At 64.4% G+C, this 12,773-nt stretch carries 10 protein-coding genes; 5 read left to right on the top strand and 5 right to left on the bottom strand.

Translation table 11 applies throughout. From position 1 onward, the window contains the following. Window positions 1–266 precede the first annotated feature (266 nt). From rhlB to JVX91_RS27340, 5 genes are all read right to left on the bottom strand, one after another. Window positions 267–1,802: an ATP-dependent RNA helicase RhlB gene (gene rhlB / locus JVX91_RS27360; protein ID WP_205337162.1), complete on the bottom strand. Its 1,536-nt coding sequence runs from the start codon at window positions 1,800–1,802 to the stop codon at window positions 267–269. Between the two features lie 96 nt (window positions 1,803–1,898). Continuing rightward, entirely contained in the window at window positions 1,899–3,056 is a 1,158-nt protein-coding gene (locus tag JVX91_RS27355; protein WP_205337161.1) for a dipeptidase, read from the bottom strand. A gap of 65 nt (window positions 3,057–3,121) precedes the next feature. Beyond that, complete coding sequence (locus JVX91_RS27350) at window positions 3,122–4,060, bottom strand: GGDEF domain-containing protein (protein WP_205337160.1); 939 nt, start codon at window positions 4,058–4,060, stop codon at window positions 3,122–3,124. 150 nt (window positions 4,061–4,210) lie between these two features. Beyond that, on the bottom strand, window positions 4,211–6,103 hold the full coding sequence (locus tag JVX91_RS27345) for an acyl-CoA synthetase (RefSeq protein ID WP_205337159.1): 1,893 nt from the start codon (window positions 6,101–6,103) through the stop codon (window positions 4,211–4,213). A 31-nt stretch (window positions 6,104–6,134) separates the two neighbouring features. Continuing rightward, entirely contained in the window at window positions 6,135–6,788 is a 654-nt protein-coding gene (locus JVX91_RS27340) for an alpha/beta fold hydrolase (protein WP_205337158.1), read from the bottom strand. Between the two features lie 513 nt (window positions 6,789–7,301). Between JVX91_RS27340 and JVX91_RS27335 the strand changes: the two genes are divergently transcribed. The 5 genes from JVX91_RS27335 (at window position 7,302) to pcsA (ending at window position 12,664) form a co-directional block, all read left to right on the top strand. Continuing rightward, on the top strand, window positions 7,302–8,330 hold the full coding sequence (locus tag JVX91_RS27335) for an amino acid ABC transporter substrate-binding protein (RefSeq protein ID WP_205337157.1): 1,029 nt from the start codon (window positions 7,302–7,304) through the stop codon (window positions 8,328–8,330). Window positions 8,331–8,449: 119 nt separating this feature from the next. Then, the gene (locus tag JVX91_RS27330; protein ID WP_205337156.1) at window positions 8,450–9,634 is read left to right on the top strand and encodes an amino acid ABC transporter permease; all 1,185 of its coding nucleotides are present in this window, start codon (window positions 8,450–8,452) and stop codon (window positions 9,632–9,634) included. A 24-nt stretch (window positions 9,635–9,658) separates the two neighbouring features. After that, window positions 9,659–10,756: an amino acid ABC transporter permease gene (locus tag JVX91_RS27325; RefSeq protein WP_205337155.1), complete on the top strand. Its 1,098-nt coding sequence runs from the start codon at window positions 9,659–9,661 to the stop codon at window positions 10,754–10,756. 12 nt (window positions 10,757–10,768) lie between these two features. Continuing rightward, a complete protein-coding gene (locus JVX91_RS27320) occupies window positions 10,769–11,545 on the top strand; it encodes an amino acid ABC transporter ATP-binding protein (RefSeq protein WP_205337154.1) in 777 nt (258 codons plus the stop codon). Window positions 11,546–11,968: 423 nt separating this feature from the next. Further along, a complete protein-coding gene (pcsA, locus tag JVX91_RS27315; protein ID WP_205340116.1) occupies window positions 11,969–12,664 on the top strand; it encodes a phosphatidylcholine synthase in 696 nt (231 codons plus the stop codon). The last annotated feature ends 109 nt before the right edge of the window (window positions 12,665–12,773 follow it).

The raw sequence follows: 12,773 nt of genomic DNA, 5'->3' as shown, positions 1-12,773 counted from the left end.
GTCTGTAAATAAAACTGAGCGGAAATGGCCGGGGTGGGGCTGATTTCTTGACAGGGATGGCGCGGTGCCATTGTTTGCGGGGAATCCCGTACGGTCGTCCCAGCGGGTCCGGCGGGAAAAACGCGAGGCTCTGGCGCGGGGACAGGCGTGCGTTTCAGCAGGGGAGAGGAGGAGGCGTCACCGGACGTAACGTCAGGTGGAAACAAAAAAGGCGAAGCCGGGTGGCTTCGCCTTGTTTTGGAGCAGAAAGCTGGTGCAGCGGCGGATCAGTGCTTGCGCGGAACCGGCTTGAGCAGCTCGGTCGGCGGCATCTCGCAGTTGATCTTGCGGCCCAGCAGTTCCTCGATCGGCGGCAGGGCGAAGGCATCGTCCTCGCCAGCGAAGCTGATGGAAGTACCGGTGCTGCCGGCGCGGCCGGTACGGCCGATGCGGTGCACGTAGTCGTCCGGATCTTCGGGCAGGGTGAAGTTGATCACGTGGCTGATGCCGTCGACGTGGATGCCGCGGCCGGCGACGTCGGTGGCGACCAGGACGCGGATCTTGCCCTCGCGGAAGCCTTCCAGGACCTTGATGCGCTTGTGCTGCGGCACGTCGCCGGACATCTGGGCGGCGCTGATGCCGTCCTTGGTCAGGCGTTCCTCGATGCGGCGCACTTCGTCCTTGCGGTTGGCGAAGACCATCACGCGGGTCCAGTCGTTCTGCGCGATCAGGTTGTACAGCAGCTTGTACTTGTCGCTGCCGGCCACGGCATAGACGTGCTGCTCGACGGTATCGCTGGCGACGTTCTCCGGCTCGATCTCGACGATGGCGGGGTCGACGGTCCACTGCTTGGCCAGGTTCATCACGTCGTCGGTGAAGGTGGCGGAGAACAGCAGGGTCTGGCGCTCGCCCTTGTACGGGGTCTGGCGGATGATCTGGCGGACCTGCGGGATGAAGCCCATGTCGAGCATGCGGTCGGCTTCGTCCAGCACCATCACCTCGACCATGTCCAGGTGCACCTCGCCGCGCTGGTTGAAGTCCAGCAGGCGGCCCGGGGTGGCCACCAGGATGTCGCAGAAGCGCGATTCCAGGGTGCGCAGTTGCTTGTCGAAGTCCATGCCGCCGACGAAGCTCATCACGTTCAGGCCGGTGTACTTGGCCAGGCCGAGCGCGTCGTTGGCGATCTGTACCACCAGTTCGCGGGTCGGCGCGATGATCAGCGCGCGCGGCTCACCCATGTAGCGCTCTTTCGGCGGCGGGGTCTGCAGCAGTTGGGTGATGATCGAGATGAGGAACGCGGCGGTCTTGCCGGTACCGGTCTGGGCGCGACCGATGGCGTCCTGACCTTTGAGGGTGAAGCCCAGCACCTGCGCCTGGATCGGCGTGCAGTAGGGGAAGCCCAGGTCATGGATGGCATGCATCAGACGCGGGTCAAGGTTGAAGTCGTGGAAACGGGTCTTGCCTTCAGCCGGCTCGACCACGAAGTCTTCCAGCTTCCAGTTGTCCACTACCGGCGGGCGCGGCTTGCGTTCGCGGCGCGGCTTGTCGGTCCTGGGTTCACGCGGTTTCTCGGCGCGTTCGGTTTTCTCGGTCTTTTCGCCGCGTTCGCTCTTGTCGGAACGCTCGGCGCGGGGCTTGTCGCCCTTGGGAGCGCGGGCCGGTTTCTCGGCGGATTCGCCTTCCGGACGCGGAGTGCGCGGTTTGCGCGGACGTTTCTCACCGCTCTGGGCGGGCTTTTCGGCGGCGGGAGCGGGGGCCGCTGGAGTGGCTACGGGTTGCTCGCCGTCGCCCTTGCTGAAGATTTTCTTGAGTGCTTTAAGCACGGCTGTCTCGTGTTGGTTAAGGAATGAACGGCCGCCAGTGTAATGCAAGATGCCCGCAGGGCGAAGTGCCACGGGCATCCAGGGGCTTGACTGGCGCTACGGAAGGTTCTCCAACAGCAGTCGGCGCACGTTGCCGCCCATGATCGCGGCGATGTCTTCATTGCTGAAACCGGCCTTGGCCAGGCCCTGGGTCAGTTGCGCCAGGCCGGTGGTGTCGAAGGGGGCGTTCACCGCGCCGTCGAAGTCCGAGCCCAGTGCAATGTGCTCGACGCCCACCTTGTCGGCGGCGTAGCGCATCGCCTTGACGATGGCCCCCACGGACGGCTCGCAGACCGCGCCATCCCAGTAGCCGATACCGATCACGCCGCCCGTGTTGGCGATGCCGCGCAGGTGGGCGTCGGTCAGGTTGCGCGGGCCGGGGCAGGTGCCGGCGACGCCGGTGTGGGAAACGATCACCGGGCGCTTGGCGATGGCCAGTACGTCGTCGATCAGCGGACGCGAGGCGTGGGCCAGGTCCACCAGCATCTTCTTGTCTTCCAGGCGCGGGATGACTTCGCGGCCGAACTCGGTCAACCCGCCTTTCTTCAGGCCGTGGGCGGAACCGCCGACTTCGTTATCGAAGAAGTGGGTCAGGCCCATGATGCGAAAGCCCGCGTCGTACATGCGGTCGATGTTCTCCAGCTTGCCTTCCAGCGGGTGCAAGCCTTCGGTGGCGAGGATGCCGGCAAGCTGTTTCGGGTCTTTCTGCCAGGCGGCGAGGTAACGGCTCAGGTCGTCGCGGCTGCGGATCAGGGTGAGCTTGCCGTGGCTGTCGGCAGCGGCCTTGTCCAGCAGTTCGCCCTGGTAGAGGGCGCGTTCCAGCAGGCTGTTCCAGGTCCGCGCCGGCCAGCGCTGGGCGATGATCAGCGGGGTGATGTTGTCGCTGTCGGCGCTGTTGCTTTCGTAGTTGAGACCGCGCGGGGTCTTGGTGACGGTGGAGAACACCTGCAGGCCGACGTTGCCCTCGATCAGGCGCGGCAGGTCGGTGTGTCCGTGGTCGTGGCGATCCAGCAGGTTGCGGTCCCAGAGCAGGGCGTCGTCATGCAGGTCGGCGACGAACAGGGTCCTGTGCAGCGCCTGCGCCTCGGGCGAGGCGGAATAGGGTGGCGGGCTGACCACCGTGTTCATCTGGCGGTCGAGATAACCGGGCAGGTTGAAGAAGATCCCCAGGCCAACGGCCAGCAGGACGAGCAGTACGATCAGCAGTTTGCGCATGTCAGCTTCCCAGCTTTCTTGTTATAGGCCGCCGACTCTAGCAAAAGGACATGGGCAGTGGGCGATCAGCCGCAGAGGCAGTTCCGGCCTTTCTGCTTGGCCTGGTAGAGGGCGCTGTCGGCGCGCAGGATGAGGCTGGGCAGGTTTTCCTGGAAGTCCATCTCGGCCAGGCCGAGGGAGACGGTAACGCCGGGCAGCACGCCCACCGGCGAGTAGAAGGAGCTGACCTGCTCGAGGCTCTGGCGCAGGCGGTTGCCGATGCGCCGGGCTTCCTCGATGGCGATCTCCGGCAGCAGGATGACGAACTCCTCGCCGCCAAAGCGCGCCATGCTGTCCTTGGGCCGCAACTGGCTGCGCAGGGTGTGGGCGACCAGGCACAGCGCGTAGTCGCCGGCCAGGTGGCCGTGCTCGTCGTTGTAGTTCTTGAAGTGATCGACATCGAGCATGAGCATGCACATCGGCTGTTCGTTGAAGGCGCAGCGTGTGCTCTCGCGGTCGTAGATGTGCTCGAGCCAGCGGCGGTTGAACAGCCCGGTGAGGGTGTCGATGTTGGCGTTCTGCTCGGTATCGAGAATGATCCGGTTGCCCTGGCGCACACGCTCGCACAGCACCGAAAGGAGGTTCTGCATGACCTGCGGGGAGTGCTCGAACAGACCGATCAGCGCTTCGCGATGAAGGCGCAGCACAGTGGTCGGTTCGCTGGCGACGACGTAGGCGGAAGGGTGGTCGCTGTCGATGAAGCTGATTTCGCCGGCGCATTCACCTGGACGCAGGGTGGTGACCGGCTGGTTGTCGAGGGAGCCGAGGTACACCGTGAGCTGGCCCTCGAGCACCATATAAAGGAAATGGTTGCGGTTGAACGGTGACAACAGGATTTCCCCGCGCTCGAGTTCGCAGGCGCGGAAATCCTTGAGCAGCCGTTCCAGGTTGGCCGCGGCCACGTTCTGGAACAGACGCAAGTGCTGGAGTTGGCGAACGTCCTCGTTCCACTGCGCGGCTTTCATGGCGCAGCGGAGGACAGGCGATAGCTGATGATGTGCACGACTGACTCTCCCTGTAGTCCGGATCGCACATTGAGACATCAGTATTAGTCAGATTTGATTACTGGCAATTCGCGGCCAGGCCCGGCCGACCGGCGGTCGGCCGGTGTTTCATCAGCTTTCCAGCAGCTCGATGTGCACCGCGTAACCGCCCAGTCGATCGGCCAGTACGGCGCGTGAGTCTAGGTCGAGGGCGCCGACGAAAAGCCGTGCTTTCTGACCAAAGCGGTCATCGGCGACCACCTCGATGTGCGGGCGCGGGTCGAGGTGCCGGGTCTCGTCTTCCAGCACGCGACGAATGGCGTCCAGGCGCAGCGCCGGCTTGAAGGTCTTGCCTACCGCCGTGACCGGAATCGCGTCCAGCAGCCAGACGTCCTTGGGTACCGCCGCGCGCTCGGGCACGTGCTTCGCTGCATGCTCCAGCAGTTCCGCCTCGCTGGCCTGCATGCCGGGCTTCAACTGGATGTACACCACCGGCAGCTCGCCGGCCTTCAGGCATGGCTTGCCCACGGCAGCGGCCATGGCCACGGCGGGATGGCGGTGCAGGGCTTCCTCGATCATCTGCGGGTCGATGTTGTGCCCGCCGCGGATGATCAGGTCCTTGCTGCGGCCGGTGAGCCAGATGTAGCCGTCGGCATCGATGCGGCCCAGGTCGCCGGTGTTGAACCAGTCGCCGTCGACCCAGATGTCCTTGTTCTTGCTGGCCTGCAGGTAGCCCTTGAACACGGTGGGGCCGCGCAGGCAGATGTTGCCGATCTCGTCCACGGCGGCATCGCGCAGGTACTGGCCGTCGCCGTCGAGGATCACCGACTTCAGCTCGCAGTAGGGCAGGCGCAGGCCGATGGAGCCCGGACGGCGCTCGCCGCCACGCGGGTTGCAGCTGGTGCCGCAGGTGCCTTCGGTCATGCCGTAGCCTTCGATGACCTTCAGGCCCGTCTTCGCCTCGAACTGGCGGATCAGCTCCACCGGCATCGGCGCCGCGCCGCACAGGGCGAAGCGCAGGCTGGAGAGGTCGCGGCCTTCGCTTGGCACTTGCAGCAGGGCGGCGTAGATGGTCGGCACGCCGCTGAAGCTGGTGACCTTGTAGCGTTCCACCAGCTTCCAGAAGTCCTGGATCAGCGTCGGGTTGCGGTAGCCCTGTGGTCCGGCCAGCAGTACTTCGCCGCCGCGCATGAAAGGCGCGAGGCCGCTGACCATCACGCCGTTGACGTGGAACAGCGGCAGGCCGCAGAGCAGCACGTCGTGGCCGTCGTAGTCGGAGTTCAGGCCCATGATCTCGGCCATTGCCACTTCGTTGAAATGGCTGTGCGGCGCCAGCTTGGGCGTGCCGGTGGTGCCGCCGGTATGGAAGTAGGAGGCGACTTCGTCGGGGCCGATCACCCGGCCGCTTTCCAGGTGGTCGTCCGGGCACTGGGCGAGCAGTTCGTCGAAGTCCAGCACGCCGTCTGGCAGGGCGCCACGCTGCGCCTTGATCGCCGAGCGCTGCGGTTCGGGCAGCAGGTTGGCGATGTCGACGGTAACGATGGCGTTGAGTTCGGGCAGGTGGTCGCGCAGGGCCGCCACCTTGTTCCAGAGGTCGGTGCCGGGGAAGGGCGCCAGGGTGACCAGCACGCGGGAGTCGGCGGCACGCACCAGCTCGGCGATGTGCTCGGGATCGAGCAGCGGGTTGATTGCGTTGACGATCCCCGCTGCTTCGCCGCCCCAGATCACGTAGTGCGTCTGCGGCAGGTTGGGCAGCAGGAACGACACCGAGGTGCCCGGCCGTACACCCAGGCGATGGAAGGCGTTCGCCGCTTGCGTGACGCGGGCGAACAGCTCCGCGTAGCTGACCCGCAGCGGCTCTTCGGCCGCCGAGCCCTGCAGCAGGAAGGTCAGGGCAGTGGACGGGCCGAACTGCTGGGCCGAGCGGCGCAGCAGTTCATAGGTGTTGGGTGGTAGGTCGCGGTCCTGCAGCGGGACCTGTTCCAGGGCTTCGACGTCACGCAGGCTGCTGATCGGGGCGTTCATGCTTCTTATTGTTCTCCGCAGGGTGTGGGGATCACAGACGTTCCCGCAGCCAAGCGCCGATATCGCCGAGTTCCTCGTTGCTCACTTCGTGGCTCATCGGATAGGTGCGCCACTGGACGGGCACCTCGTTGGCCTGCAGGAAATCGTAAGCGGCGCGGCCCATGGCGGGTAGCACCACGTCGTCGAAAGTGCCATGCAGGCAAAGCGCGGACAGTTGTCTTTTTGTAGCCGGCAGGCTTATGCCTTCGCTGAATGTCGGTCCATAGGTGGAGAGCGCCATGACACCGCCCAGTTCGCCGTCCCAGCGCAGGTAACCGGTGTGCAGTACCACGGCGCCGCCCTGGGAGAAGCCGGCGAGGATGATGCGCTTGGCCGCGATGCCCTGGTCGATCTGTCCCTGGATCAGCGCGATCACGCTGTCGGCCGAGGCCTCCAGCTGTGCTTCGTCGATAGCGCGAGCCGGGGCCATGGCGAGGATGTCGTACCAGCTCGGCGCGGGCATGCCGTTGAACACGGTGACCGGTCGGGTCGGCGCCTGGGGCAGGATGAAACGCGTGGTGGTGAACGAGCGCTGCAGCGCCTGTGCTACCGGCTCGAAGTCGTAACGGTCGGCCCCCAGGCCGTGCAACCAAATGACGCAGGAGTCGGCCGGCAGGGACGGGTCAAGGATCAGGGGCTGGGTCATGGGTGCTCCAGGTTGGGGCGGGCGCTCTAGGAAGGGGCGCGGCGCGGATGAAACGATGGAGGGCACATGCAAGAAGATGTCGCATGGCCATAACTTGTGGGACTTGACGCTGAAAAAATACAGGCGGTAACGCGCTCTGGTACGACCCTTGCTATCACAGGTTCCAGGCTGTGCGGCCCCACTTCCGGTAACACTCTACCGACCCCATCCGGAAAGCTGTACCGGAAGTGGCGCCGCTAAGGTCTTGGGCTGCTTCAGGGCCCGTCGTCGTCGGCTGCGGTCAACAGTCGGCGCGGCGGGCCTTCGCCTTCACACGCAATGATCCCTTGATACCCGTTCCAGCGCGCACAACCTGCGCGCTCGAAGGTGTGTTCGCGGTTTCCGATAGGTTTTTCGGAGCCGTCTAGACTCACCTTCAGGTCTCCATCCCGTTTGTTGTCTTGCTGGTGCCTCACGAGGGTACGGCGGTGGAACCGGGACTCCAAAACACTAAAAAAGCAACGGAGAAGATCGATGAAGATGGTGAAATCCACCCTGGCAGTGCTGACCACCGCCGCCGTGTTCGGCATCAGTGGGCTCGCCCACGCCGGCGCGACCCTGGATGCTGTGAAGAAGAAAGGCTACGTGCAGTGCGGTATCAGTGACGGTCTTCCCGGCTTCTCGTATGCCGACGCCAAGGGCCAGTACAAGGGCATCGACGTCGATGTCTGCCGCGCAGTTGCCGCGGCCGTGTTCGGCGACGCGAGCAAGGTCAAGTACAGTCCGCTGACCGCCAAGGAGCGCTTCACCGCGCTGCAGTCCGGCGAGATCGACATCCTTTCGCGCAATACCACCTGGACCAGCTCCCGCGACAGCGCCATGGGCCTGAACTTCGTCGGTGTGACCTACTACGACGGCCAGGGCTTCCTGGTGAACAAGAAGCTCAGCGTCTCCAGCGCCAAGGAACTCGACGGCGCCACCGTGTGCATCCAGGCCGGCACCACCACCGAGCTCAACCTGTCCGACTACTTCCGTTCCAACAACCTAAAGTACACCCCGATCACCTACGACACCTCCGACGAAAGCGCCAAGTCGCTGGAGTCCGGTCGTTGCGACGTGCTGACCTCCGACCAGTCGCAGCTCTACGCCCAGCGCATCAAGCTGGCCGCGCCGGATGAGTATGTGGTGCTGCCGGAAGTGATCTCCAAGGAACCCCTCGGCCCGGCTGTACGCCAGGGCGACGAAGAGTGGTTCGACATCGCCCGCTGGACGCTCTTCGCGATGCTCAACGCCGAGGAACTGGGCATCAACTCGAAGAACGTCGAGGAACAGGCCAAGAGCACCAAGAACCCGGACGTCGCGCGCCTGCTCGGCGCCGAGGGTGACTATGGCAAGGACCTCAAGCTGCCGAAGGATTGGGCAGTGCAGATCGTCAAGCAAGTGGGTAACTACGGCGAGATCTTCGACCGCAACGTCGGCGACGGCAGCGATCTGAAGATCAAGCGTGGCCTCAATGCCCTGTGGAACAAGGGTGGTCTGCAGTACTCACCGCCGGTGCGCTGACCTGACCCGTTCCGGCGCCCGGAGTCTGGGCGCCGGACTGTTTCGAACGACGTGAAGCCTTTCGGGCGGTCGCGGGCGTAGCCCCGTGGTCGCCCGGCGGGGTTCGTAAGAGGGCTTACATGCAGAATTCCATCAAAGCCCGGCCTGCGCAGAAGGTATCGCTCAACGATCCCGTCGTGCGCGGCTGGGCATTCCAGATCATCGCCGTCATCTTCGTCGTGGCGGTCGGCTGGTTCCTCTTCGACAACACCCAGACCAACCTGGCCCACCGTGGCATCCAGTCCGGTTTCGGTTTCCTCGACCACAGCGCCGGCTTCGGCATCTCCCAGCACCTGATCGACTACAGCGAAAGCGACACCTACGGACGGGTGTTCCTGGTCGGCCTGCTGAACACGCTGCTGGTCACGGTGGTGGGCATCTTCTTCGCCACCATCATCGGCTTCATCCTCGGTGTGGCGCGGCTGTCGCCCAACTGGCTGATCCGCAAGCTGGCGACGCTGTACATCGAGACCTTCCGCAACATCCCGCCGCTGCTGCAGATCTTCTTCTGGTACTTCGCCGTGCTCGGCCCGCTGCCGAACCCGCGACAGAGCATCAGCTTCGGCGGCCTGTTCTTCGTCAACAACCGCGGCCTGCAGATGCCCGCGCCGATCGCCGCCGATGGCCTCGGCCCATTCATCGTCGCGGTGATCCTGGCGCTGGTCGGCTGGGCGGTGATCTGGAAGTGGGCCAGGGCTCGCCGCCATGCCACGGGCAAGGCCTTCCCGGTATTCCTCAGCGGCCTGGCGTTGCTGATCCTGCTGCCGGGCGTTGTGTCCCTGGTGGCCGGCGCGCCGTTCCACTGGGACGTGCCGGTGCTGCAGGGCTTCAACTTCCGTGGCGGCTGGGTGGTGATTCCGGAGCTGGTGTCGATCGTGCTCGCGCTGTCGGTCTACACCGCCGCCTTCATCGGCGAGACGGTGCGCGCCGGCATCCAGGCGGTCAGCCATGGCCAGACCGAGGCCGCCAGCTCCCTGGGGCTGCGTCCGGGCCACATTCTGCGCCTGGTGATCATCCCGCAGGCGCTGCGGGTGATTATCCCGCCGCTGACCAGCCAGTACCTGAACCTGGCGAAGAACTCCTCGCTGGCCGCCGCCATCGGCTATCCGGACATGGTCTCGCTGTTCGCCGGCACGGTGCTCAACCAGACCGGCCAGGCCATCGAGACCATGGCCATCACCATGAGCGTGTACCTGGCCATCAGCATCAGCATTTCGCTGCTGATGAACTGGTACAACAAGCGCATCGCGCTGGTCGAGCGCTGATCCGTATAGAGAGCAGAGAATTCGATGACTACTCATACTTTCAAGCCCGACCTGCCGCCGCCCGGCCTGAGCATCGGCCCGCTGGCCTGGCTGCGCGCCAACCTGTTCTCCAGCTGGTTCAACACCCTGCTGACGCTGCTTGGCCTGTACCTGGTCTACCTGATCGTGCCGCCGCTGCTGGAGTGGGCGATCATCAAGGCCGACTGGAACGGCACCACCCGCGCCGACTGCTCCCGCGAGGGCGCCTGCTGGGTGTTCATCGGCTCGCGCTTCGGCCAGTTCATGTACGGCTTCTACCCCGAGGAACTGCGCTGGCGCGTCGACCTCACCGTGCTGTTCGTGGTGTTCGGCGCGGCGCCGCTGTTCCTCAAGCGTTTCCAGTACAAGGTGAAGTACGGCCTGGGCTTCCTCGTGGCGCTGCCGATCGTGGCCTACTGGCTGCTGCACGGCGGCTTCCTCGGCCTGGAGACCGTGCCGACCAGCGCCTGGGGCGGGCTGATGCTCACCGTGGTGATCGCCGCGGTCGGCATCTGCGGGGCGATGCCGCTGGGCATCCTGCTGGCACTCGGGCGGCGTTCGAAGATGCCGGCGATCAAGGTCATCTGCGTCACCACCATCGAGTTCTGGCGCGGCGTGCCACTGATCACCGTGCTGTTCATGTCCTCGGTGATGCTGCCGCTGTTCCTGCCCGAAGGCATGAACCTGGACAAGCTGCTGCGGGCCATGGTGATGGTGGTGCTGTTCGAGGCCGCGTACATCGCCGAGGTCGTTCGCGGCGGCATGCAGGCGATTCCCAAGGGGCAGTACGAAGCGGCGGCTGCCATGGGCCTGGGCTACTGGCGGACCATGGGCCTGGTGATCCTGCCGCAGGCGCTCAAGCTGGTGATCCCCGGCATCGTCAACACCTTCATCGCGCTGTTCAAGGACACCAGCCTGGTGATCATCATCGGTCTGTTCGACTTCCTGAATAGCATCAAGCGCGCCACCTCGGACCCGGCCTGGCTGGGCATGGCCACCGAAGGCTATGTATTCGCCGCGGTCGTCTACTGGATTTTCTGTTTCGGCATGTCCCGCTACTCCATGCACCTGGAGCACAAGCTGGACACCGGCCACAAGCGTTAGGAGCGATCCATCATGTCTGAAGCCACCAACAAGACCGCACAGCCGGCCATCGGCGATCACGTGATGATCACCATGAAGGGCGTGAACAAGTGGTACGGCCAGTTCCACGTGCTCAAGGACATCAACCTGGAGGTCAAGCAGGGCGAGCGCATCGTGCTCTGCGGGCCGTCCGGCTCGGGCAAGTCCACTACCATCCGCTGCATCAACCGATTGGAAGAGCACCAGCAGGGCAGCATCGTGGTCGACGGCACCGAGTTGACCAACGACCTCAAGCAGATCGAGGCGATCCGCAGCGAAGTCGGCATGGTGTTCCAGCACTTCAACCTGTTCCCGCACCTGACCGTGCTGCAGAACTGCACCCTGGCGCCCATGTGGGTGCGCAAGATGCCCAAGCGCCAGGCCGAGGAAGTGGCGATGCATTACCTGGAGCGCGTGCGCATCCCGGAGCAGGCCCACAAGTTCCCCGGCCAGCTCTCCGGCGGCCAGCAGCAGCGCGTGGCGATTGCCCGCGCGCTGTGCATGAAGCCGAAGATCATGCTGTTCGACGAACCGACCTCGGCACTCGACCCGGAAATGGTCAAGGAAGTGCTCGACACCATGATCGGCCTGGCGCAGAGCGGCATGACCATGCTGTGCGTGACCCACGAAATGGGCTTCGCCCGCACCGTGGCGAACCGGGTGATCTTCATGGACAAGGGCGAGATCGTCGAGCAGGCGCCGCCGGATCAGTTCTTCGATAATCCACAGTCGGACCGGACCAAGCTGTTCCTCAGCCAGATCCTGCATTGACTTCGGAGCAAGTAAACCCTCTCCCCAGCCCTCTCCCTGAAGGGAGAGGGTGCCGTTCGGTGCGCGTGGCGAGAGCGGTGCCATCCTGACGTTCTGCAACGTTCCCGGTGGAAACTTGAGTTTTGCTTCCGCTCGGACAATCCCCTCTCCCTTCAGGGAGAGGGTTAGGGAGAGGGCAACCGCACGCCATAGCCCGCCACCTGTTCGCACGCTCGTCTCCCCCGATGGCAAGCCCCCGTTGCAACGGCGTATGCTGCCGATTCCACCGCACAGGGTGCGCATCGCGAAAAACCGGCTGAACTCGACCGTCGGATCGGTGATCCCATGTGCAGTGGTTTGTCAGGGATGGGCTAACGTTTGAAGTAGCTCGCCTGCATCCGCCGTTAAAGGAAGAGAGCCGACGTGAACCTGATCCTATCGCCAATGAACCTCAGCAAAGCCAAGGCCTGGGGCGCCCACGCGGTGACCTCCAGCGGTGTCATTCTCGCACTGCTCGCGCTTCTGGCGCTGGTCGACAACAGGCCCCAGGCCTGCCTGCTTTGGCTAGGCGTGGCACTGCTGGTGGATGGCCTGGACGGCACCCTGGCGCGCAAGTTCGACGTCAAGGCGGTGCTGCCGCACTTCGATGGCTCGACCCTGGACCTGGTGATCGACTACCTCACCTACGTCTTCATCCCGGCAATCTTCATCTACCGCTACGTGCCGCTACCGGTCTACACCGAGCTGCTGGCCGTGGGCGTGATCCTGGTGTCCTCGCTGTTCTGCTTCTGCAACGTCAACATGAAGAGCAAGGACAACTACTTCGTCGGCTTCCCGGCCGCGTGGAACGTGGTGGCGGTGTACTTCTTCGTGCTCGAGCTGCACCCCTGGGTGAGCTTCGTCACCGTGCTGGTGCTGGCCGCGCTGACCCTGACCCGCATGAAGTTCCTCCACCCCTTCCGCGTGCGCCAGTTCATGCCGCTGAACATCGCCGTGACCTTCGTCTGGATGCTCAGCAGCGCGCTGCTGATCCTTCAGCAGCCGGTCGACCAGCCCTGGCTGCTCGGCCTGTGGTTCGTGGCTTCGGCTTATTTCGTCGGCGTCTGCGTGTGGCGTACGGCGATGGAGTGGTTCCACTGATCCGTTGTTTGTAGGAGCGAGCTTGCTCGCGAACCACCCAGCGTTTGGAGTTGCCGGAGAATGGTTCGCTAGCAAGAACTGGGCGTCCCCCTCGTTCCTACAAGAGATT

Source organism: Pseudomonas sp. PDNC002 (genome assembly GCF_016919445.1).
GTDB lineage: Bacteria > Pseudomonadota > Gammaproteobacteria > Pseudomonadales > Pseudomonadaceae > Pseudomonas.
Note: the sequence above shows the minus strand (reverse complement) of the source record. Positions and strands in the feature narration are given on the sequence as shown.